The 19,366-nt window shown below is 69.9% G+C and carries 20 protein-coding genes; 8 read left to right on the top strand and 12 right to left on the bottom strand.

What is annotated here, in order from left to right; translation table 11 throughout:
* Positions 1-53: 53 nt before the first annotated feature.
* On the bottom strand, positions 54-362 hold the full coding sequence (locus ACGFWI_RS22325; RefSeq protein ID WP_030610355.1) for a hypothetical protein: 309 nt from the start codon (positions 360-362) through the stop codon (positions 54-56).
* A 295-nt stretch (positions 363-657) separates the two neighbouring features.
* A complete protein-coding gene (locus ACGFWI_RS22320) occupies positions 658-780 on the bottom strand; it encodes a hypothetical protein (RefSeq protein ID WP_393907715.1) in 123 nt (40 codons plus the stop codon).
* Positions 781-984: 204 nt separating this feature from the next.
* On the opposite strand from ACGFWI_RS22320, the gene ACGFWI_RS22315 reads away from it, so the two are divergent.
* Together ACGFWI_RS22315 and ACGFWI_RS22310 are read left to right on the top strand one after the other, a co-directional pair.
* Positions 985-1,989 (top strand): NlpC/P60 family protein, encoded by a 1,005-nt coding sequence (locus tag ACGFWI_RS22315; RefSeq protein WP_393907714.1) that lies wholly within the window; start codon positions 985-987, stop codon positions 1,987-1,989.
* Between the two features lie 205 nt (positions 1,990-2,194).
* Positions 2,195-2,914 (top strand): phosphatase PAP2 family protein, encoded by a 720-nt coding sequence (locus ACGFWI_RS22310; RefSeq protein WP_393907713.1) that lies wholly within the window; start codon positions 2,195-2,197, stop codon positions 2,912-2,914.
* 127 nt (positions 2,915-3,041) lie between these two features.
* Here the strand turns inward: ACGFWI_RS22310 and ACGFWI_RS22305 are convergent, their stop codons facing one another.
* A complete protein-coding gene (locus ACGFWI_RS22305; RefSeq protein ID WP_393907712.1) occupies positions 3,042-4,664 on the bottom strand; it encodes an FAD-binding oxidoreductase in 1,623 nt (540 codons plus the stop codon).
* Between the two features lie 610 nt (positions 4,665-5,274).
* Between ACGFWI_RS22305 and ACGFWI_RS22300 the strand changes: the two genes are divergently transcribed.
* Complete coding sequence (locus ACGFWI_RS22300) at positions 5,275-6,135, top strand: hypothetical protein (protein WP_393907711.1); 861 nt, start codon at positions 5,275-5,277, stop codon at positions 6,133-6,135.
* A gap of 144 nt (positions 6,136-6,279) precedes the next feature.
* Complete coding sequence (locus tag ACGFWI_RS22295) at positions 6,280-6,498, top strand: hypothetical protein (RefSeq protein ID WP_393907739.1); 219 nt, start codon at positions 6,280-6,282, stop codon at positions 6,496-6,498.
* Positions 6,499-6,522: 24 nt separating this feature from the next.
* Here ACGFWI_RS22295 and ACGFWI_RS22290 read toward each other — a convergent pair whose 3' ends face one another.
* Positions 6,523-6,939: a metal-sensitive transcriptional regulator gene (locus ACGFWI_RS22290; RefSeq protein WP_393907710.1), complete on the bottom strand. Its 417-nt coding sequence runs from the start codon at positions 6,937-6,939 to the stop codon at positions 6,523-6,525.
* 194 nt (positions 6,940-7,133) lie between these two features.
* On the opposite strand from ACGFWI_RS22290, the gene ACGFWI_RS22285 reads away from it, so the two are divergent.
* Together ACGFWI_RS22285 and ACGFWI_RS22280 are read left to right on the top strand one after the other, a co-directional pair.
* Positions 7,134-7,754 carry a DUF47 domain-containing protein gene (locus ACGFWI_RS22285; protein ID WP_393907709.1) on the top strand — a complete coding sequence of 207 codons (621 nt, stop codon included), beginning with the start codon at positions 7,134-7,136 and terminating at the stop codon, positions 7,752-7,754.
* Between the two features lie 9 nt (positions 7,755-7,763).
* Positions 7,764-8,762, top strand: a complete 999-nt coding sequence (locus ACGFWI_RS22280) for an anion permease (RefSeq protein ID WP_393907708.1) — start codon at positions 7,764-7,766, stop codon at positions 8,760-8,762.
* A 224-nt stretch (positions 8,763-8,986) separates the two neighbouring features.
* On the opposite strand, the gene pstB is transcribed toward ACGFWI_RS22280, so the two are convergent.
* The 4 genes from pstB to pstS form a co-directional block, all read right to left on the bottom strand.
* A complete protein-coding gene (gene pstB, locus ACGFWI_RS22275) occupies positions 8,987-9,763 on the bottom strand; it encodes a phosphate ABC transporter ATP-binding protein PstB (RefSeq protein WP_393907707.1) in 777 nt (258 codons plus the stop codon).
* A gap of 34 nt (positions 9,764-9,797) precedes the next feature.
* Positions 9,798-10,877, bottom strand: a complete 1,080-nt coding sequence (pstA, locus tag ACGFWI_RS22270) for a phosphate ABC transporter permease PstA (protein ID WP_393907706.1) — start codon at positions 10,875-10,877, stop codon at positions 9,798-9,800.
* Positions 10,874-11,872, bottom strand: a complete 999-nt coding sequence (gene pstC, locus ACGFWI_RS22265) for a phosphate ABC transporter permease subunit PstC (RefSeq protein ID WP_393907705.1) — start codon at positions 11,870-11,872, stop codon at positions 10,874-10,876. The genes pstA and pstC overlap by 4 nt, the downstream gene beginning before the upstream one ends.
* A 132-nt stretch (positions 11,873-12,004) precedes the next feature.
* Positions 12,005-13,126: a phosphate ABC transporter substrate-binding protein PstS gene (gene pstS / locus ACGFWI_RS22260; protein WP_393907704.1), complete on the bottom strand. Its 1,122-nt coding sequence runs from the start codon at positions 13,124-13,126 to the stop codon at positions 12,005-12,007.
* A gap of 454 nt (positions 13,127-13,580) precedes the next feature.
* Here pstS and ACGFWI_RS22255 point away from each other — a divergent pair, with 454 nt between their 5' ends.
* Both ACGFWI_RS22255 and ACGFWI_RS22250 read left to right on the top strand, forming a co-directional pair.
* The gene (locus ACGFWI_RS22255; protein WP_393907738.1) at positions 13,581-14,624 is read left to right on the top strand and encodes an NlpC/P60 family protein; all 1,044 of its coding nucleotides are present in this window, start codon (positions 13,581-13,583) and stop codon (positions 14,622-14,624) included.
* 328 nt (positions 14,625-14,952) lie between these two features.
* Entirely contained in the window at positions 14,953-16,389 is a 1,437-nt protein-coding gene (locus tag ACGFWI_RS22250) for a PP2C family protein-serine/threonine phosphatase (RefSeq protein WP_393907703.1), read from the top strand.
* A gap of 104 nt (positions 16,390-16,493) precedes the next feature.
* Here ACGFWI_RS22250 and ACGFWI_RS22245 read toward each other — a convergent pair whose 3' ends face one another.
* The 4 genes from ACGFWI_RS22245 to ACGFWI_RS22230 all read right to left on the bottom strand — a co-directional run bounded on the left by ACGFWI_RS22245 (position 16,494) and on the right by ACGFWI_RS22230 (position 19,302).
* Positions 16,494-16,838, bottom strand: coding sequence for a DUF2516 family protein (locus ACGFWI_RS22245; RefSeq protein ID WP_393907702.1), 345 nt, complete (start codon positions 16,836-16,838; stop codon positions 16,494-16,496).
* A gap of 187 nt (positions 16,839-17,025) precedes the next feature.
* A complete protein-coding gene (locus ACGFWI_RS22240) occupies positions 17,026-17,649 on the bottom strand; it encodes a hypothetical protein (RefSeq protein WP_393907701.1) in 624 nt (207 codons plus the stop codon).
* A gap of 33 nt (positions 17,650-17,682) precedes the next feature.
* Entirely contained in the window at positions 17,683-18,129 is a 447-nt protein-coding gene (locus tag ACGFWI_RS22235; protein ID WP_393907700.1) for a helix-turn-helix domain-containing protein, read from the bottom strand.
* 168 nt (positions 18,130-18,297) lie between these two features.
* The gene (locus ACGFWI_RS22230; protein ID WP_393907699.1) at positions 18,298-19,302 is read right to left on the bottom strand and encodes an ArsR/SmtB family transcription factor; all 1,005 of its coding nucleotides are present in this window, start codon (positions 19,300-19,302) and stop codon (positions 18,298-18,300) included.
* Positions 19,303-19,366 lie beyond the last annotated feature (64 nt).

Below are 19,366 nucleotides of genomic sequence, written 5' to 3'. Positions count from 1 at the left end.
GCCGGGGTGTGCACCATGCGGGCGGCCGCGGCACGCCCTGAGGCGTGGCCGCGCTAGACCGCCATGCCGTAGACGATCGTGAACAGCGTCCCCAGGGAGCCGATGATGAAGACGCCGGTCAGGCCGGCCACGATCAGGCCCTTGCCCTGTTCGGCGCTGAAGGTGTCGCGCAGCGCGGTGGCGCCGATGCGCTGTTTGGCGGCGCCCCAGATCGCGATGCCGAGGCACAGCAGGATCGCCACTGCCATGACCACTTCGATCATCACGCGGGCTTCGTTGCCCAGGGTTCCGAACGGCCCCCAGTCCGGGGCGATTCCGCCGATGATGGTGGTGATGTCGCCTTTTTCGGCCGCAATGAACATGTGTGAACTCACCGCCCCTTGATGGGTAGTTGTGTGCCCGTGCCGACGCGGCACAGGTCAGTCTCTATCTTCGCTGACGAACGGGCCGTCAGCTGTCGACTTGGCGGCTTTCTTCGACGGATCCCGTGGGAGTGGCGTGTATGTGTGGGCGCACGCCGTCCATTGAACCGACTGGTCTCACTGTGTGTATCACGGGGGTCAACCCTGAGCAATGATCATCGGAAGCACTGGTGGCCGGTCCGGCGCGCCGTGACGGCCGGGGGCCGTTCGGGTGGCGGCCGTGGCCCGTGCGCGGCTACTTCGGGGCGTGCGACATGGCGAAGATCATGACGAGCGCCACCAGGTGGATGGCGAACAGGAAATACCCGACGCGCCACCACAGGTGCCGGCTCATCTGCTTCTGATTGTTCGGGTCCACGGCTCTCGTTCCGTCTCGGGGCTCTTGTGCAGTGTCGCCCATCCGGCGGTGTTCCGGGCGCCGCCGTGAGCGGAATCGCACCCCGGGCCGGAGCGCCCCCTGCGCCCTGCCATGCGCCGCCGTGCCGCGCCGGGGGCGACACAACGCGCGGGGAGCGACCGGAAAAAGGCAGTGAACCGGGGCTGAATGGGGGAGGGTTGGGGCGTGCGGAAATTCTGGGTGGCCGGTGGGCTCGGGGTGGGGCTGGTGCTCTGCCTGCTCGGGCTGCTTGTGATCGGTACGTACACGGTGGCGGCCGGGCTGGCCGGGGCCGGTGGGCGGGCGCTGGGGCTGGCGAAGGGGTCGGTGCCGGCCGAGTACCAGCAGCTGGTGCAGAAGTGGGGGACGCTCTGCCCGGCGATAAGCCCCTCGCTGCTGGCGGCGCAGCTCTATCAGGAGAGCGGGTGGAACCCGCGGGCGCAGAGCCCGGCGGCCGCGCAGGGCATGGCGCAGTTCATCCCGGGGACGTGGCAGACCCACGGCGTCGACGGGAACGGCGACGGCAAGAAGGACGTGTGGGACCCGCACGACGCGATCGCGTCGGCGGCCTCGTACGACTGCGAGCTGGCCGGCTATGTGAAGGGCGCGCCGGGCAACGCCACGCACAACATGCTCGCCGCGTACAACGCGGGGGCGTACCGCGTGATCCAGTACAACGGGGTGCCGCCGTACCGCGAGACACGCAACTACGTGAAGACGATCACGACGCTCGCGAAGAGCTTCGAGGCGCCGGCCGGGCCGGTGGCGCCGTCGAGGCAGGCCGCGGGGGCCATCTACTTCGCGCAGGAGAAGCTCGGCTCGCGCTATCTGTGGGGTGGTACGGGAACGGCGTCGCAGGGCGGGCGGTTCGACTGTTCGGGGCTGACCCAGGCGGCGTACCACTCCGTGGGCATCGAGCTGCCGCGGGTGGCGAACGACCAGTGGAACGCCGGGGCGCATCCGAAGCGGGATGAGCTGCTCCCGGGTGACCTGGTGTTCTTCGCCTACGACCTGAAGGACCCGCGGTCGATCCACCATGTGGGGATCTATGTGGGGGGCGGGTACATGATCAACGCGCCGTACACCGGGGCCGTGATCCGGTTCGACAAGATCGATTCGCCGGACTACATCGGTGCCACCCGCGTCACATCGGATGGCGCAAAAGCGCTGCCCGGTACGAACGCTGCGTGAACATAGGGCCCTGAACTGCAGCGATGGGTCAAGCTTCGATAACGTCCTGGTGATCTTCCGGTGGAGAGTGGAACGGCAGGGGTGTACATCGCGTTTCCTTGGCGTGGGGACGTAGCAGAGCTCGACGCAGCACACGCTCGACGACCACGGGGGCAGGCAGCACACGACGGCGCTCGCGCGCGCGAAAGATAAGGGGCCGCGGCAGATGGCTGGACTCGCACTCGAGGGGCCGAACCCCGACGTCGACGTGCTCGACGGCATCAACGGCCTCGCGAAGGACGCCCCCCACTGGGTCAACAAGGCCATGGAGTACATCGGCGAGTACGGCATCATCGCCGGCCTCGCGCTGCTGTGTGTGATCGCCTGGTGGTTCGCGCGCCGTAAGCCGGGCGCGCCGTCCGTCGTCGCGGGCCTGGTCTGGGCGCCGCTGGCCGCGGGCATCGCGCTGCTGGCCAATATCCCCATCCGGGCGTTCGTCGAACGGCCGCGGCCGTTCAAGGACCATGCCGGGCTGGAAGTGCTGATCCCCGGCAAGAGCGACTTCTCGTTCGTGAGCGATCACGCGACGCTCACCATGGCGGTCGGTGTCGGCCTCTTCCTCGCCCACCGGAAGTACGGCCTGATCGGGATCGCGCTGGCGCTCGCTGAGGGCTTCTGCCGCGTCTACATGGGCGTGCACTACCCGACCGATGTGATCGGCGGGTTCGCGCTGGGCACGGCCGTCGCGCTGCTGCTCGCGCCGCTCGCGCAGGCGCTGCTGGTGCCGCTGACGACCGCGATCGGCCGGTCGAAGCTGGCGTGGCTGGTGCGGGCGCGGGGCGCGGGCGGCTTCACGGGGCAGGACGCCGAGGGCGGCCGGGTGGTGGCCACCGGATCGGCGATGCCGCGGGGACACAAGGAGCGGGACAAGGATCTGGCGGCCTGAGGGGCGGTCAGACCGGTGGGGCGAACCGGTCTGACGGCCTCCGGGAGGACGACCTGGCGGATACGGACGGCCCGGACCCCCTCGTGGGGCCGGGCCGTCCGTGTGTCCGCCGGGGTGCCGGGCGGGGTCAGAGCGCCTGTGGGAAGGTGCTGAACAGCCGCTGCGGGTCGTAGGTCCGCTTGACCTGGGCGAGGCGGGTGGCGGCGGCGCCGTAGTAGGCGGACTTCCAGTCGCTGAGGCCCGGGTCGGTGTAGTTCTGGTACGCGGCGCCCGAGGAGTGGCGGCGCATCGCGTCATGGAACGAATTCAGCCACGCTGTGCGCGTGCCGGATGAGCCGTTCGCCGACCACGACGTCAAGTACTGGGCCAGGAACCGCGAGCCGCGGTGGACGAAGGCGGTGTCGGTGCGCCCGACGCGGTTGATCGCGCCGCCCAGCGCCGTCAGCGCCACATTCCCGTTGACGCCCTGGCGGCCGCCGCGCTCGATCTGGTCCATCAGGGTGCGGATACCGGTCGTGGACAGCGAGCGGTCGAAGAAGTGCGAGCGGGCGGCGTAGGTCTCGCGGCCCAGTTGGCCGGCGCCGGTGTGGCCGGGCAGCGAACCCGGCATATGGCACTGCGCGGTGGACTTGGAGGAGCAGCCCGCGTAGGACTCCATCGCGTCCAGGTAGCCGGTCGGCGTGAGGTGGACGGTGGTGGCCGGGCCGGGGCCGCCCGGCTGGTCGGCGAGCTTGTCGACGGCGTTCTGCAGCTCGCGGTAGCTGCCCAGCGAGAAGGCCGCGACGGAGACGGACGGGGTGTTGCCGGGGCGTGCGTCGAGATGGCAGGCGGACCATATCTCGTCGGCCTGCGCCGGCCCCCACTTCTGCCAGGACGCCACGACCTTCGCCGCCTTGGACCACGGCCAGGTCATGTACGCCATCACCGCGCGCGGCGCCGGATGCGTACGGAAGCGGAGTTCGGTCACCACGCCGAAGTTGCCGTTGCCGGCGCCGCGCAGCGCCCAGAACAGGTCGGAATGCCGGCTCTTGTCGCAGTCGACGGTCTTGCCGTCGGCCGTGACCAGGGTGGCACCGACGAGGCTGTCGCAGGTCAGCCCGTACGCACGGGAGACCACGCCATGGCCGCCGCCGAGGGTGAGACCCGATATGCCGACGGTGGGGCAGGAGCCCCCGGGTATCGTCACGCCGTGCGGCGCCAGGCCCTCGTAGACGTCGATGAGCTTGGCCCCGGCGCCGATGCGGGTGGTGCCGCCGGACGGTGCGCCGACCTTGGAGAGGGCGGAGACGTCGACGATGAGCTTGCCGTTGCCGCTGGACCAGCCGGCGTAGGAGTGGCCGCCGCTGCGGATGGCGACCGGGGTGTCGTAACGCCGGGCGAAGGCGAGGCATTCGGCGATGTCCGACGGGTGCTGGACATACGCGATGGCCGACGGCTTCAGCGTGTCGTAGCGGGTGTTGTAGAGGCGGCGGGCGGTCGCGTAGGCGGCGTCGGAGGCCCGGACCAGCTTGCCGTCCAGGCTCTTGCCCAGCGCGGTCCAGGAGGACTGTGAGGCGCGGCCCCGGGCGGCGCCCGCGGGGGCCGAGGCCGCGTTGGTCTGTGCCGTGCCGGTGCCGCTCGCGGCCCCGGTGGCGGATGTGGAGGACGCCGCACCCGCCTTGCCGGTCTTGTTGTCGCAGCCGGTGGCCCAGGCGACCGAGGTCGCTGCCGCCAGTCCGCCGCCCGCCTGCAGGAGTGTGCGCCGCTTCACTGGGAATCCCCCTCGATGTTCGTACGGTCCTGCCCCGCCGCCGATGGCCCGGCCGCCGGCCGCGGGGCACGTGCCGGGAACGCAGCACCGGGCGGGTACGGCGCGCTGCCCGCACGTTCCGCGGTGCCCGGTAATGCTCCGCACTGTCCGGTGCCGTCCGTGAAGTCCGTTACCGGCACGGTGCTTTTGCTTCCCTCACTAGCCAGATGCCGTACGGGCGTGGGGGGTTCCCGGAACGGACTTGCTCATCCCAGGGGAGGCTCGGGGGAGGTGCCCGTTTCCGGTCCGGCCCCGGCGTCGGCCAGATGGCGCTCCGCGTCCGTACGCGCCTGAGAGCGGGCACGGCGGGCCGGCCCCCGCCAGCCACAGGAGCAGCGGGCTGTGCAGAAGGCGCCGCTCTCGGTGGTGGAGGTCGCATGGGGGGCTCGGTCGGGCACCCCGTCACGCTACGCGTCACAGGTGGCCTTGCGTGACGAGCCCCCTTGCCGGTCGTTGAACGAATCGGTCGACGGAACGTCAGATGCGGCGGTGGCGGAACGTCCGACCCTCCCGAGCGGACCGGCCGGCCCAGGCCGTTCCCGAAGACAGCGGCCGAGGGGGCTCGTACGCGATGGTGGTGCAGGACAGGCGAGGCGGCGGCGCGGCCGTCGTGGCCGTGGCGTGCGGGACGGGTCTGGCGGTCGGGCTGCTGACGACGGGATGTTCTCCGGACGGTGCCGCGGCCGACGACCAGGAGCCGTCCGCCCGGGCCGCTGCCGCCGCGGAGGTCCGCAACAGCGCCGCCGCCCTGCTGCGGGCCGGCTCCGCCAGGGTCCGTACGTCCATGGAGATGGTGAGCGGCGGCACCCGCGTCGCCATCCGCGGCGCCGGCAGCTATGACTTCGCCACGAGCACCGGACGGCTGCGGGTGATCCTCCCCGATCCGGCGGGCAGGCCCAGCGGCGGTCGTCAGCCGATCACGGAGATCCTCGCGCCCGGTGCGCTGTACATGAAGAACCGCGGCGCGGGGGTGCCCGCGGACAAGTGGGTGCGGGTGGACACCGCCTCGCTGAGCGACGGGAATCTGGTCACCGGCGGCGCCACCGACCCGCTGGCCGCCGCGGAACTGCTGCGCGGCGCACGGGAGGTGACCTACCGGGGCGAGGAACGGCTGGACGGCGTCCCGGTGCGGCACTACCGGGGGACGACGGACATCGGGACGGCCGCGAGGGCGGCGTCGCCGCGTACGAGGCCCGCGCTGGTCGCCGCGGAGCGGGGGTTCACCACCGACGCGGTGCCGTTCGACGCGTATCTGGACGAGGACGGGCGGCTGCGCAAAGTGCGCCAGTGGTTCCACTTCGCCAACGGTGCGCCGAAGGGGGCATCGGTGACATCGACCACACAACTGTCAGAATTCGGGACGAAGGTCGCGGTGCAGCTGCCGGACGAGCGCACCATCTACGCGGGGAAGATCGCTTCGCCCCCACCGTAGGGCGGGGCGGGGCGGCCGGGCACGTGACGGGGGCGCTTGCCGGATGGCGGAAATGGTCCATCCGTGCCATGCGCGGAGCGTGCGCCCGTCCTTACGCTGACGGTAACCACCGGAGGCGTGGGAAGGCGCTCGAAGGAGGAGGTGTTGTACGTGGCCGGACACCGCCCTACGACGGTCCAGGACTACGTGGCCCTCGTCGAGATCGACCTGACCGGTGAGTTGATGATCGCGGCCGCGGCCGCGAGCGAGGACCGGCTCAGCCCGGACCGCATCGACGAGGTGCTGGAGGTCGACGGGGAGGACGGCTGCGGTGTGGACCGGGTGCCTTCGGGGCCCGGGGCCGCGAGGCGCTCTCCCGGCTAGCGCGGGGCCCGGCGGGCCGGCCGGTCAGGTGCGCAGCATCCGCTCGATGGCCTTGGTGGCCTCCTGGACCTTGGCGTCGATGGCCTCGGGTCCCTTGACGGCGGCGTCGGCGACGCAGTGCCGCAGATGCTCCTCCAGGAGCTGGAGGCCGAAGGACTGCAGGCCCTTTGTGCTCGCCGAGACCTGGGTGAGTATGTCGATGCAGTAGACATCCTCTTCGAGCATCCGCTGCAGTCCGCGGATCTGCCCCTCGATCCGGCGCAGTCGCTTGATGTGTGCGTCCTTCTGCTTTGCGTAGCCGTGGGTACCGGATGTCGCCGAAGTCTCTGCGTTATCGGTCACGGTTTGAGCTGTATCCCGGGGGTCGGTACCCGGCTGCTGGGGGTGGCAGGCCGCGGCGGCTGCGGCGCTGCCGTTGGTGTCGGCGTCCGTGGTCGTCATGGCCGTCTCCCGTGGTATCTAGGCGATCTATATACCCCTGGTGGGTATATGGTACCGAACTTTGCGGGCACCTGTGGTACCCCGTGCAGAGCATGCTGCACGATGGGCGACACTGAAGGAATGCCGGTTAGCTGTGGCTGGATGATGCGCCTAGCATCAACTCGACCGAATCCGATGCACCCCGAGGATTTCACGTGCGCTTTCGTCTGACCCCCAGGGAGACGAGCTTCTACGACATGTTCGCCGCCTCCGCGGACAACATCGTCACGGGCTCCAAGCTCCTGATGGAACTGCTCGGGGCGGACGCCTCCGCTCGTGCAGAGATCGCCGAGCGAATGCGGGCGGCGGAGCACGCGGGTGATGACGCGACCCACGCGATCTTCCACCAGCTGAACTCCTCGTTCATCACGCCGTTCGACCGCGAGGACATCTACAACCTCGCCTCGTCGCTCGACGACATCATGGACTTCATGGAAGAGGCGGTCGACCTGGTCGTCCTCTACAAGGTCGAGGAGCTGCCCAAGGGCGTCGACCAGCAGATCGAGGTACTGGCACGGGCGGCCGAGCTGACCGCCGAGGCCATGCCGCATCTGCGGACCATGACCAACCTCACCGAGTACTGGATCGAGGTCAACCGACTGGAGAACCAGGCCGACCAGATCCACCGCAAGCTGCTCGCGCACCTCTTCAACGGCAAGTACGACGCCATGGACGTGCTGAAGCTCAAGCAGATCGTGGACATCCTGGAAGAGGCGGCGGACGCGTTCGAGCATGTCGCCAACACGGTCGAGACCATCGCGGTCAAGGAGTCCTGAGCGCCGCCCATGGACACCTTCGCGCTCGTCGTGACCATTGCGGTCGCGCTCGGTTTCACGTACACCAACGGCTTCCACGACTCCGCGAACGCCATCGCGACCTCGGTCTCGACGCGGGCACTGACCCCGCGCGCGGCGCTGGCGATGGCCGCCGTGATGAACCTCGCCGGTGCGTTTCTCGGCAGCGGGGTCGCCAAGACGGTCAGCGAAGGGCTGATCGCCACTCCCCAGGGCAACCAGGGGATGGGCATTCTCTTTGCCGCGCTGCTCGGCGCGGTGGTCTGGAACCTCGTCACCTGGTACTTCGGTCTGCCGTCCTCGTCCTCGCACGCGCTGTTCGGCGGCATGGTCGGGGCGGCGCTCGCCGGTGGCACCAAGGTCATCTGGGGCGGGGTGATCGAGAAGGTCGTCCTGCCGATGTTCATCTCGCCGGTCATCGGCCTGGTGCTCGGCTACCTCGTGATGGTCGCCATCCTCTGGCTGTTCCGTAAGTCCAACCCGCACAAGGCCAAGCGCGGCTTCCGCATAGCGCAGACCGTCTCGGCCGCCGGTATGGCGCTCGGACACGGTCTGCAGGACGCGCAGAAGACCATGGGCGTCGTGGTGATGGCCCTGGTCATCGCCGATGTCGAGGACGCGAACGACGCCATCCCGATCTGGGTCAAGCTGGCCTGTGCGCTCACCCTCTCGCTGGGTACGTACGCGGGTGGCTGGCGCATCATGCGCACCCTGGGCCGCCGCATCATCGAGCTGGACCCGCCGCAGGGCTTCGCCGCGGAGACCACGGCCGCCTCGGTCATGTACACCGCGTCGTTCATGTTCCAGGCGCCGATCTCCACGACGCACGTCATCACCTCCGCCATCATGGGCGTCGGCTCGACCAAGGGCCCGCGCGCGGTGCGCTGGGGCGTCGCCAAGAACATCGTGATGGGCTGGTTCATCACGATGCCGGCGGCGGCGCTGGTCGCGGCGCTCGCTTACTGGCTGATCCACCTGGCGTTCGCCTGACGGACCGGCTCGCTGCCCCGGGAGGGCCGCGGAACGGGCCGGGGCCGGCAGCCGGCCGCTTGCGGGCCGCAGCCCACCGGCCGTCGCCGCCCCACGCAGAGCAAAGGAATGGGCCCGCCCCCGGGAAGAGGGGCGGGCCCTTCGTCGTGCGGTGGCACCGCCATGCAGCACCGCAGGACGTGGAGGGGGCGGCCCGGCCGGAGCGGCCGGGCCGCACTCGCTGCTCAGCCGAAGCGGCCGGAGATGTAGTCCTCCGTGGCCTGGACCGACGGGTTGGAGAAGATCCGCTCGGTCTCGTCGATCTCGATCAGCTTGCCGGGCTGACCGACGGCGGCGAGGTTGAAGAAGGCCGTGCGGTCCGAGACGCGCGCGGCCTGCTGCATGTTGTGCGTCACGATGACGATCGTGAAGCGCTCCTTGAGCTCACCGATCAGGTCCTCGATGGCGAGGGTGGAGATCGGGTCGAGCGCCGAGCACGGCTCGTCCATCAGCAGCACCTGCGGCTCGACGGCTATCGCGCGGGCGATGCACAGCCGCTGCTGCTGGCCGCCGGAGAGGCCGGAACCGGGCTTGTTCAGGCGGTCCTTGACCTCGTTCCAGAGGTTGGCGCCCTTGAGGGACTTCTCGACGACGTCCTTGAGCTCGCTCTTCTTGTACGAACCGTTCAGCCGCAGACCGGCCGCGACATTGTCGAAGATCGACATCGTGGGGAACGGGTTGGGGCGCTGGAAGACCATGCCGACGGTGCGGCGGACGGCGACCGGGTCGACGCCCGAGCCGTAGAGGTTCTCGTCGTCCAGCATCACCTTGCCCTCGACGCGGCCGCCGGGGGTGACCTCGTGCATCCGGTTCAGGGTGCGCAGGAAGGTCGACTTGCCGCAGCCGGACGGGCCGATGAAGGCCGTCACGGAGCGCGGCTCGACCGTCATCGAGATGTCGTCGATGGCCTTGTGGCTGCCGTAGTAGGCGGTGAGGCCGCTGACGTCGATTCGCTTGGCCATGGAAATCACTGCTTCTTTCGTGTCGCCGGCTTGGTCAGCGGCCGGTCCTGGGGGCCTTCCAGCGGGCGATGCCGCGGGCCACCAGGTTGAGGATCATGACGAAGGCGATGAGGACCAGTGCCGCGGCCCATGCGCGGTCGTAGGAGGCCTCGGAACCCTGCTGCCACTGCTGGAAAACGTAGAGCGGAAGTGACTGCTGGGCATCTTCGAAGGGGTTGTTGTTGATCGTCTTCGCGCCCCACACCAAGAGCAGCACGGGTGCCGTCTCCCCGGTGATACGGGCGATGGAGAGCATCACGCCGGTGGTGATGCCGCCGATCGACGTCGGCAGGACGACCTTGAGGATGGTGCGCCACTTGGGCACGCCGAGGGCCAGGGACGCCTCGCGCAGCTCGTTCGGGACGAGCTTGAGCATCTCCTCGGTGGAGCGGACGACGACCGGCATCATCAGGATCGCCAGGGCCATCGCACCGGCGAAGCCGGACGGGCCGAAGCCGAGGATCAGGATCCACACGGAGAGGATGAACAGTCCGGCCACGATCGACGGGATACCGGTCATGACGTCGACGAAGAAGGTGACGGCCCGGGAGAGCCGGCCGCGCCCGTATTCGACGAGGTAGATCGCGGTGAGCAGACCGATCGGCGCGGCGATCAGGGTGGCCAGGCCGACCTGCTCCAGGGTGCCGATGATCGCGTGGTAGATACCGCCGCCGGGCAGCGCGTCCGGGGTGGTGCCCATCGAGTGCGACAGGAAGTAGCCGTTCAGGACCTTGGTGCCGCGGGCGACGGTCTCCCACAGGAGGGAGGCCAGCGGTACGACGGCGATCAGGAAGGCGAACCAGACCAGGCTGGTGGACAGCCGGTCCTTGGCCTGCCGGGCGCCCTCGACGCCCGCGGCCAGCGCGAACGTGCCGAAGACGAAGAGCAGGGCGGCGATCAGGCCCCACTGGATGAAGCTGTCCAGGCCGGCGGCCAGCCCGATGCCGCAGCCCGCGCCGGCCGCGACCAGCGCGAGAACCGGCGGGGTCCAGCGGGGCAGCCGGGCCTGCTTGAGGGAGACCGGAAGCGGGCTGCCGCCGTTCGAGACCGCGGGGCGGTCGGTCGTGATGCTCATGCGGCGGCTCCCGAGTACTCCTTGCGGCGGGCGATGATCAGGCGGGCCGCGCCGTTGACGAGCAGCGTGATCACGAAGAGGACGAGGCCGGAGGCGATCAGGGCGTCCTGGCCGAATTCATCGGCCTCGCTGAACTTGCTGGCGATGTTCTGGGCGAAGGTGCCGCCGCCCGGGTCCAGCAGGCTGGCGTTGATGAGGAAGCTGGGCGAGAGGACCGTGGCCACGGCCATCGTCTCGCCCAGCGCACGGCCCAGGCCCAGCATGGAGGCGCTGATGATTCCGGAGCGGCCGAAGGGGATCACCGACATCCGGATGACTTCCCAGCGGGTGGCGCCCAGCGCCAGCGCGGCCTCCTCGTGCATCTTCGGGACCTGCAGGAACACCTCGCGGCTGACGCTGGTCACGATCGGCAGGACCATGATCGCGAGCAGGATGCCGACGGTGAACAGCGAACGGGCCGCCCCGCCGCCGTACGAGAAGATGCCGGTCCAGCCGAGGTAGTCGTCCAGCCAGGTGTAGAGGCCGCTCAGGTGCGGGACGAGGAAGAGTGCGCCCCACAGGCCGTAGATGATGCTGGGCACCGCGGCGAGCAGATCGATGACGTAGCCGAGCGGCGAGGACAGCTTGCGCGGGGCGTAGTGCGAGATGAACAGCGCGATGCCGACCGCGACCGGGACCGCGATGACCATCGCGACCACCGAGCTGACGAGGGTGCCGAAGGCGAGGACCGCGATGCCGAACTTCGGGTCCAGCCCGCTGGCGTTCCAGTCCAGCGTGGTGAAGAAGTTGGCCTTGTCGCCGGAGATGGCGATCACGGAGCGGTAGGTGAGGAAGACCGCGATGGCGGCCATGATCACCAGGAGGGCGATACCGGAGCCCCGGGAGAGCCCCAGGAAGATCCGGTCACCGGGGCGGACCGCCGAGCCGGAGACGGCGGAGCTGCCGTCGTTGCCTGGCGGAGGCGGTGTGGCGGTTGTCGACGTTACTGAATTCATGGATTCTCCGGTCTGCGGAGCAGGTGAGGGCTCCTGGCGCGGCGGTGCACCGGACGGGCGACGGCCCGAAAGGGGCCCTGGTGAAGGGGCCCCTTTGGCCAAACGGCGGTCTACGGGCCGCCGCCCGGTGGGTCAGGAGAGCGTCGCGACGGTCTTGCGGACCTTGTCGGCGATCTCGGTGGGCAGCGGGGCGTAGCCGAGCTGCTTGAGCGCGCTCTGGCCGTCCTTGCTGGCGATGTAGGTCAGGAAGGACTTGGTGGCGGCCAGCGTCTCGGGCTTGTTGCCCTTGTCGCAGGCGATCTCGTTGGTCACCAGGGTGATCGGGTAGGCACCCTCGGCCTTGGTGGTGTAGTTGAGCTTCAGGGCCAGGTCGTTGCCCTTGCCGACCTGCTCGGCCTCGGAGATCGCCTTGGAGGCGTTGTCGACGGTGGCGTCGACCGGGGTCTTGGCGCCGGTGTTCAGCTTGACCGTGGGGATCTTGCTGGCCGTGGCGTACGACAGCTCGAAGTAGGAGATGGCGCCGCTGGTCTGCTTGACCTGCGAGGAGACGCCGGCCGAGCCGGAGGCCGCCTGGCCGCCGGTGCCTTCCCACTTCTTCGCCGGCTCGTGCTTCCAGTCACCGGGGGCCGCGCCCTTGAGGTACTTGGTGAAGTTGTCGGTGGTGCCCGAGTCGTCGGAGCGGTGGAACGCCTGGATCTTGAGGTCCGGGAGCTTCGCGTCCGGGTTCAGCTTCTTGATCGCGGCGTCGTTCCACTTGGTGATCTTCGCGTCGAAGATCTTCGCCAGGGTCGGGGCGTCCAGCACGAGGTTGTCCGCGCCGGGGACGTTGTAGCCGACCGCGATCGGGCCGCCGACCATCGGCAGGTCGATGGCCTGGCCGCCCTTGCAGACCTGCTTCGACTTCGCGACCTCGTCGGGCTTGAGGGGCGAGTCGGAGCCCGCGAAGGCGGTCTGGCCCTGCAGGAAGGTGGTGACACCCGCGCCGGAGCCCGTCGGCTGGTAGTTGATCTCGGTGCCCTTGCAGGCGCCCGAGTAGTTCTGCACCCAGACGTCCATGGCGTTCTTCTGCGCGGACGAGCCGGACGCGAGCAGCTTGCCCTTGCCGTCGCACTTGATGTTCGACGGCTTGGCGGCGGCACCGCCGCCGGCACCGGAGGTGTCGTCGGAGCCGCACGCCGTCAGGGCCAGGGCACCCGAGACGGCGAGAGCGCCAACGGCGAGGGCGCGAACCCGGTTCTTGCGCTGAAGCTTCACTGTCGAAAGTTCCTTCCTGGGGCGCGCCGCTTTGTCGGCGTGCGAATGGTGAGGGTGATGAGGGCTACGCGGTATGCGATGCCAGCTAGCCGTGTCGCGCTTGCGCCGTGGGCGTGACGCGCACTCGGTACGGCTGAAATTAGGCAGATCAGGTGAAGCGGCCGAAGGAGGAGAGTGAACGCACGGTGAACCTCGGCCATCGGATGGGTGCGGGGGAGAAGCGCTCGCCAGCTCGTGCGAAACGGCCCGTCGCCCTGTTGAATTACCGGCCGGTATGGCAGCATCCGCGCCTGTAGGAACACGCGAATCGGTGCGGAACGACCGGAGGTGGCTGGTGGGGAGCCAGGGGGCACGGCAGGGCGTTCGGGATATAAGGGACGGACGGGGCGGACGGGGGGTGTGGGGTGTGCGGGGCGGGCGTCTCGCGGCGTGCACCGCCGTCGTCCTGTGCGCGATGGGGCTGCTCGGCAGTACGGCGACGGCCGCCTACGCCGAAGCCCGGAAGAACCCGTCAGCGGACCCGGGAGGGGCCGCCGGTGCGGCCGCGGACGCCGACGCCCGGCGCCTGGACGGCGTACGCAAAAAGATCGACGCCCTTTACCGCAAGGCCGAGCAGGCCACCGACGCCTACAACGCCGCGAAGGAACAGGTCGAGCTCCAGCAGAAGGAGATCGTCAAACTGGCGCGCAGTATCAACACGACCCAGCGCCGGGTCTCCGCCCTCAAACGGCAGGCGGGCGCGCTGGCCAGTGCCCAGTACCGCGGCGGCGGGCTGCCCGCAGAGGCGAAGCTGGTGCTCAACGTCGACCCGGAGGGCTTTCTGGACAATGCCACCCTGGCGCGCAAGGGGCAGCTGGCAGCCAAGCGAATGATCAGCCAACTGTCGCACCTCAAGGGCGACTTGGAGGACTATTCGGATTCCGCCACGGATCGCTGGGAGAAGCTGGAGGCGAACCGCAAGAAGAAGGAAAGCGCCCAGCGGGACATCAAGAAAAAGATCGACGAGGCGAAGAAGCTGGAATCCCGGCTGGCCGCCAAGGAAAAGGACCGGCTGAAGAAGCTGGAGGACGAGCTGGCCTTCAAGCAGCAGCAGAAGTGGCTGGACTCGGGCGTACTGAAAGACATCAGCAACAAAGCATCGGCCGTCGGAAAGAAGGCGATTTCGTACGCCACCGCACAGATCGGCAAGGATTATGTGTGGGGTGCGGAAGGGCCGGACACCTTCGACTGCTCCGGGCTGACCCTGCGGGCGTGGCAGGCCGGCGGCCGGACCATTCCGCGGACCTCGCAGGAGCAGTGGCGTCAGCTGCCCCGGGTCGCGCTCAAGGACATGCGGCCGGGCGATCTGATCATTTATTTCTCCGATGCCAGTCATGTCGGGATGTATCTGGGCGACGGCGCGATTGTGCATGCGCCGCGGCCCGGCCGGCAGGTCACGATCACCGGCGCCGGCTCGATGCCGATCCTCGGCGTCGTCCGCCCCGACGGCGACGGCTGACGCCATGGCGCGGATCACACGCACGATAAATGACCGGATTGTTTGCTATCTGAGTGTTGCCGTCGCGTAGCGGAATGCACTCAAGCGGGGTGATGTTCGTCATTCCGCATTCCGCCTTCCCCAGGTCAAATGGCTTATCGGGTGCGGCATATGACGATGGCCGATTGCCGTCGGGCATTCCATCCCACTCCGTACTGACGCTATGGTCGCCTGTCAGTGCCCGGTGTGTGCCGCCGCTTCATTGACCGACGAGCGGTGGGAGCCGGGCACGGTGGCGCGCCGTCGGCGCCCCGCCGCACCCCTCGGGGGGAGGGAAGGAAGCAGACCAATGCCCGTACCCGTACCGCACCAGCGGACGGTCGTGCTGCCGCACCAGGCAGGACCGGTGGACGACGCCCGCGCGGATGCCGCGCGGGTCGCCGGCGCGCCGGGCGCGGGGGACGCGACGGCCCAGGGCGTGAGCGCCCCGGCCACCGGCGTGGACCGGCAGCCGGTCCACTCGGTATCGCAGGCCTTCCAGAAGCCCGAGCAGCAGTCGGCCGAGCGGCGAGTTTCGGCCGACCAGGGCCCCGTCCATCAGGGCCTGACCCTGCTGCTCATCGGCGAGGACCCCAATAGCCATGTCCCCGACATGTGGGACTGGGCGGGCCGTAAGGTGCGCCTGCGCACCGCCCGCAACCTCACCGAGGCCGAGCGGCTGCTCACCGACGATGTGCACTGCATCCTGCTCGACCTTCCGCCGCGGCAGCCCGGCGACCGCACGGAACGCGGTCCGGGCCACGGCGACACCCCTGATGACGAACTGGGCATGCTGCGCGACGTCCTGCGGATGGCCACCTCGCACGCTGTCCTCGTCCTCACCTACGAGACGGACGCCCAGCGCGCCGCCGATGCCGTACGCGTCGGCGCCCAGGACTACCTCTTCCGCGACGAGCTGGACGGCGCGGTGCTCAGCCGCGCGGTCCGCTACGCCGTCGAGCGCAAACGCGCCGACCTCGCGCAGCGCCAGCTCACCGAGTCGCGGATGCTCGCCCAGGAGAATGCCCGCCTGGAGCGCGGCCTGCTGCCGACGCCCCTGCTCGACGGCTCCAACCTGCGGTTCGCCGCCTGCTACCGCCCCGGCCGCAGCCGCGCGCTGCTCGGCGGCGACTTCTACGACACCGTCCGCACCCCGGACGGCACCGTCCACGCGATGATCGGCGACGTCTGCGGCCACGGCCCCGACGAGGCGGCCCTCGGCGTCGAATTGCGCATCGCCTGGCGCGCGCTGACCTTCGCCGGGCTCTCCGGCGACGAGCTGCTGGCCACTCTGCAGAAGGTGCTGGAGCACGAGCGGGCGGACGACGAGATCTTCGCGACGCTGTGCACCGTCGACATCTCCGCGGACGGCCGCCGCGCCGGTCTGTGCCTGGCCGGCCACCCGGCACCGCTGCTGGCCCAGGCCGGCGAGAGCCCGCAGCTGCTGCCGTACGAATTCGGCGGCCCGGCGCTCGGCCTGCTGCCGCAGGCCCGCTGGCCGCGCCGGCAGGTGGAACTGGGCGGCTCGTGGAGCCTGATGATGTACACCGACGGCCTGATCGAGGGCCGGATCGGCGAGGGGAATCAGCGCCTCGGCCAGGAAGGCATGACCGAGCTGGTCAGCCGGCAGATGGCCGCCGGCCTCACGGGCGAGGAGCTGCTGGACGCCTCGGTCAGGGAAGTGCGCGATCTGAACGGCGGCGAGCTGACGGACGACGTGGCCGTACTGCTGCTGGACCGGCGGTAGGGCGACCGCTGCTGAAGCGGGCGGTGAGGGGAGCGCTGCCGCTGCTGGAGCGGCGGTGAGGGCCGGTGGCCGAGATTGGCCCGGTCCAGGCCGTCCCGTCCCGCTCAGCGCCCGCCGTTGTAGGGCCCGTACGGCCCGTCCGAGCTGGAACCCCCGCGTCGGGGACCGCGGCCACCGCCGGAGGCCTCCCGGAGCGCCGGGCGGACGTCGACGGTGTAGACGATCACCGCGATCACGCCGATGACCGGCAGGAACGACATGATCGGGAGAATGAACAGCAGCGCCGTGGCGAGGGTGAGGAAGATCAGCCACATGCCCTTGGTCTGCTTGCTCGCGGCGCGATAGGCGTCCTCGCGGCGCACGGCCGCATCGATCAGCATCACGGCGGCATAGACACCCAGGGCGAGCTGCACCCAGCTCAGAATGCTCTGGAACCCGTAAATCAGCACGCCTTACACCGCCCGTTCGCCAGTCGTGTCGTCTCGGTCCGCGGCGGCCGTCTGCCGCCCATGCGGCCCCACCGTACCCGGACAACGGGCCGGGCACCCGAAGTGTGCCCGGCCCGGCCCGTGAAACGGGACCCCCGGCGAAAGGGTGAGCGAGCTCACGCACCCTCGCCCGGTGCGCCCTCCGCTGTCACTTGGCGGACGGCGGGGTGCTCTTCTTCGCCGGCGTCGGCGCCGGCTTGCGCTGGGCGACGGGCTTCTTCGTCGCGGCCGGCTTGGGCTGCGTCGAGGGGGTGGCCTTGGTCTCGGCCTTGGCGCCGTTCGCCGCCTGGGGCTTCGGGCTCGTGCCGCTCTTGCTCTCCTGCTTCGGCTCCGGCTCGATCGCCACCGCGAGGTCCTCGACCTGGTCGGCGGCCTCGCCGCGCCAGGTCGCCACCGCGCCGCGACCGCGCTCGGCCAGCTCCTCGTAGCCCTCACGGGTCCGGACGACGGCCTCGGCCGCGCGGCCCACGCCCTGCAGCGCCAGCTCCTGCGCCTGGTCACGGACCTTCTTGATGTCGCCGTCGAGCGAGCCCAGCAGCTCGGTCAGCTTCTCCTTGGCGTCCTTGGCCTGCTTGGTGACCAGTGCCTGGACGTCCTTGGGGTCGGTGCCGCGGACGGACTCGAAGCGCTTGGGCGCCTCGACCCGGATCTTCTCGACGAACTGCGGCACCTCGCCGAGCTTCTCGGCGGCCAGGTCGACGGTGCCGGCCAGGGCGTACAGCGGGGTCGCGTCGGTCAGGGCCTTGCGGAGGTCATCGGTGTTGATGGCCATGACGTTATTCCTCCTGGAAACGAAGTCGGTTGCTCAGGTGGCGTGCGGGCCGCCGTCGGCCTCTGTCTCAAGGGAGTCCGTGCCGCGCCCGTTCTCAGGTCCGCTCGCAGCGGCGACCTTGCCGCCGCTCCCGAGCCCGTTCTCCTTGCGGAAGGACTCGTAGATCTGCAGCAGAACCTGCTTCTGCCTCTCGTTCAGCGCCGGGTCGGTGAGTATCGCGGTCTGCACCTCGACCCCGTCCAGACCATGCCGTTCGTCCAGAATCCCGGCCTGGACGTACAGCGTCTCGGCGGATATCCGCAGCGCCTTGGCGAGCTGCTGCAGGATCTCCGCGCTCGGCTTGCGCAAGCCGCGCTCGATCTGACTGAGGTACGGGTTGGACACCCCGGCGGCATCCGCGAGCTGCCGCAGGCTCAGCTGCGCCGTGCGCCGCTGCTCCCGCAGGAACTCGCCGAGATTGCCGACGTTGAGTGATGCCATACAACGATGGTGCCTCGTAGTGCTAACTATTGCAAGCAAGATGCTAGCGGGAGTGGTCCGGTCGAGTGGGACGGGCCACTGGGACCGAGTCCCCGAGAGTGACCGAGCACGAAGGATCCACCGTCATCGTCGGGCGTATCGGCCTGCGCCTTCGCCGGTCGGACCCGGCTAGGGGAGCCCCGGTTCCGGCTCCCGGTCACCGGTACCGGCCCCCGACGCCTCCACGAGCACCACCCCGGCCGCCGTCCGCACGTACAGCACCGATCGCCCGGCCCTCCGCCTCTCCACCAGCCCCGCGTCCAGCAGCACCCGCAGATGCCGCCCCACCGACCCCAGCCCCTGCCCGGTCACGGCGACCAGCTGGGTCGTACTCAGGGGAGTCCCGAGCAGCACCAGCAATCCGGCCCGCGCGGTCCCGATGAGCGCCCCGAGCCCGGCCGGGACGGGCCGCCGGTCGTGGTCCTCGGCGAGCACCCCGAGACACGGGTAGACGACGGCGTACCGCTCCCGTCCCTCCCACGACACCCACCCGGTCCTCGGCGTCACCGGCATGAACAGCAGCTCGGCCCCGGCGGCGATCTCCCGCGGCGGATACGCGTTCAGGTTGACCTGGATCCGGCTCTCCCCGAGCCACCGCGTCCCCGGCTGCAGAGAGTCCAGCACAGCGGCCCAGCCGCCCTGGCTCACCCGCGCGGTCCGCGCGACCACGTCGGCCTCCAGGACGCGCCGCCGACGCGCCCAGTACGGCTGTGCGGTCTTTTCCCAGACGTACGTCAGGAGCGCGGTCGCCCGCTCGGGCAGGTCGTCCCGCTCCAGGGCGGCGGGGAGCGGGCCCCGGAGAGACACGCGGAGGTTGGCGCGCGCCTCCCCGGCCCCGGCCGCCCGCACCCGGGCCACGCTCTCCTCGAAACTCTCCCCGACGCACGAGGTGGGGCAGAAGAAGTCGGCGATCCAGGACGTGCCGAGTGCCGCCCGCACGAGCAGCGCGGTCACCGGGTCGGCCGCGAGGCGGGCGCGGTAGCCGGGCAGGTGCGCGCGCAGCCAGGCCTCCTCGCCCGGATGGGCGCCGGTCCCCGCGTGCAGCAGTTTCAGGCTCGCGAAGGTCTCGGCGAACGGCGAGAGCACGAAGCGGCTGCGGGCGAGGGTGTCGGTGTCGATCTGCCATAAGCCCATGCGTACGACCTTTCGCGTGTCGGCGAAACAGTAACCACGGCCCCCGGGCCGCTCCGAGACTCCG

Origin of the sequence: Streptomyces sp. NPDC048434, assembly GCF_043200375.1 — a bacterium.
Classification (GTDB): Bacteria; Actinomycetota; Actinomycetes; order Streptomycetales; family Streptomycetaceae; genus Streptomyces.
This window is presented reverse-complemented; position numbering and strand designations above follow the sequence as displayed.

Excerpts from the sequence above, each read along its gene's own strand:
- ACGFWI_RS22310 (WP_393907713.1), top strand. The coding sequence starts at position 2,195 with ATGGCTGGACTCGCACTCGAGGGGCCGAACCCCGACGTCGACGTGCTC.
- ACGFWI_RS22280 (WP_393907708.1), top strand. The coding sequence starts at position 7,764 with ATGGACACCTTCGCGCTCGTCGTGACCATTGCGGTCGCGCTCGGTTTC.
- pstC (WP_393907705.1), bottom strand. The coding sequence starts at position 11,872 with ATGAATTCAGTAACGTCGACAACCGCCACACCGCCTCCGCCAGGCAAC.
- pstA (WP_393907706.1), bottom strand. The coding sequence starts at position 10,877 with ATGAGCATCACGACCGACCGCCCCGCGGTCTCGAACGGCGGCAGCCCG.
- pstB (WP_393907707.1), bottom strand. The coding sequence starts at position 9,763 with ATGGCCAAGCGAATCGACGTCAGCGGCCTCACCGCCTACTACGGCAGC.
- ACGFWI_RS22250 (WP_393907703.1), top strand. The coding sequence starts at position 14,953 with ATGCCCGTACCCGTACCGCACCAGCGGACGGTCGTGCTGCCGCACCAG.
- ACGFWI_RS22325 (WP_030610355.1), bottom strand. The coding sequence starts at position 362 with ATGTTCATTGCGGCCGAAAAAGGCGACATCACCACCATCATCGGCGGA.
- ACGFWI_RS22230 (WP_393907699.1), bottom strand. The coding sequence starts at position 19,302 with ATGGGCTTATGGCAGATCGACACCGACACCCTCGCCCGCAGCCGCTTC.
- ACGFWI_RS22255 (WP_393907738.1), top strand. The coding sequence starts at position 13,581 with ATGGGGCTGCTCGGCAGTACGGCGACGGCCGCCTACGCCGAAGCCCGG.
- ACGFWI_RS22240 (WP_393907701.1), bottom strand. The coding sequence starts at position 17,649 with ATGGCCATCAACACCGATGACCTCCGCAAGGCCCTGACCGACGCGACC.
- ACGFWI_RS22300 (WP_393907711.1), top strand. The coding sequence starts at position 5,275 with ATGGTGGTGCAGGACAGGCGAGGCGGCGGCGCGGCCGTCGTGGCCGTG.
- ACGFWI_RS22290 (WP_393907710.1), bottom strand. The coding sequence starts at position 6,939 with ATGACGACCACGGACGCCGACACCAACGGCAGCGCCGCAGCCGCCGCG.
- ACGFWI_RS22235 (WP_393907700.1), bottom strand. The coding sequence starts at position 18,129 with ATGGCATCACTCAACGTCGGCAATCTCGGCGAGTTCCTGCGGGAGCAG.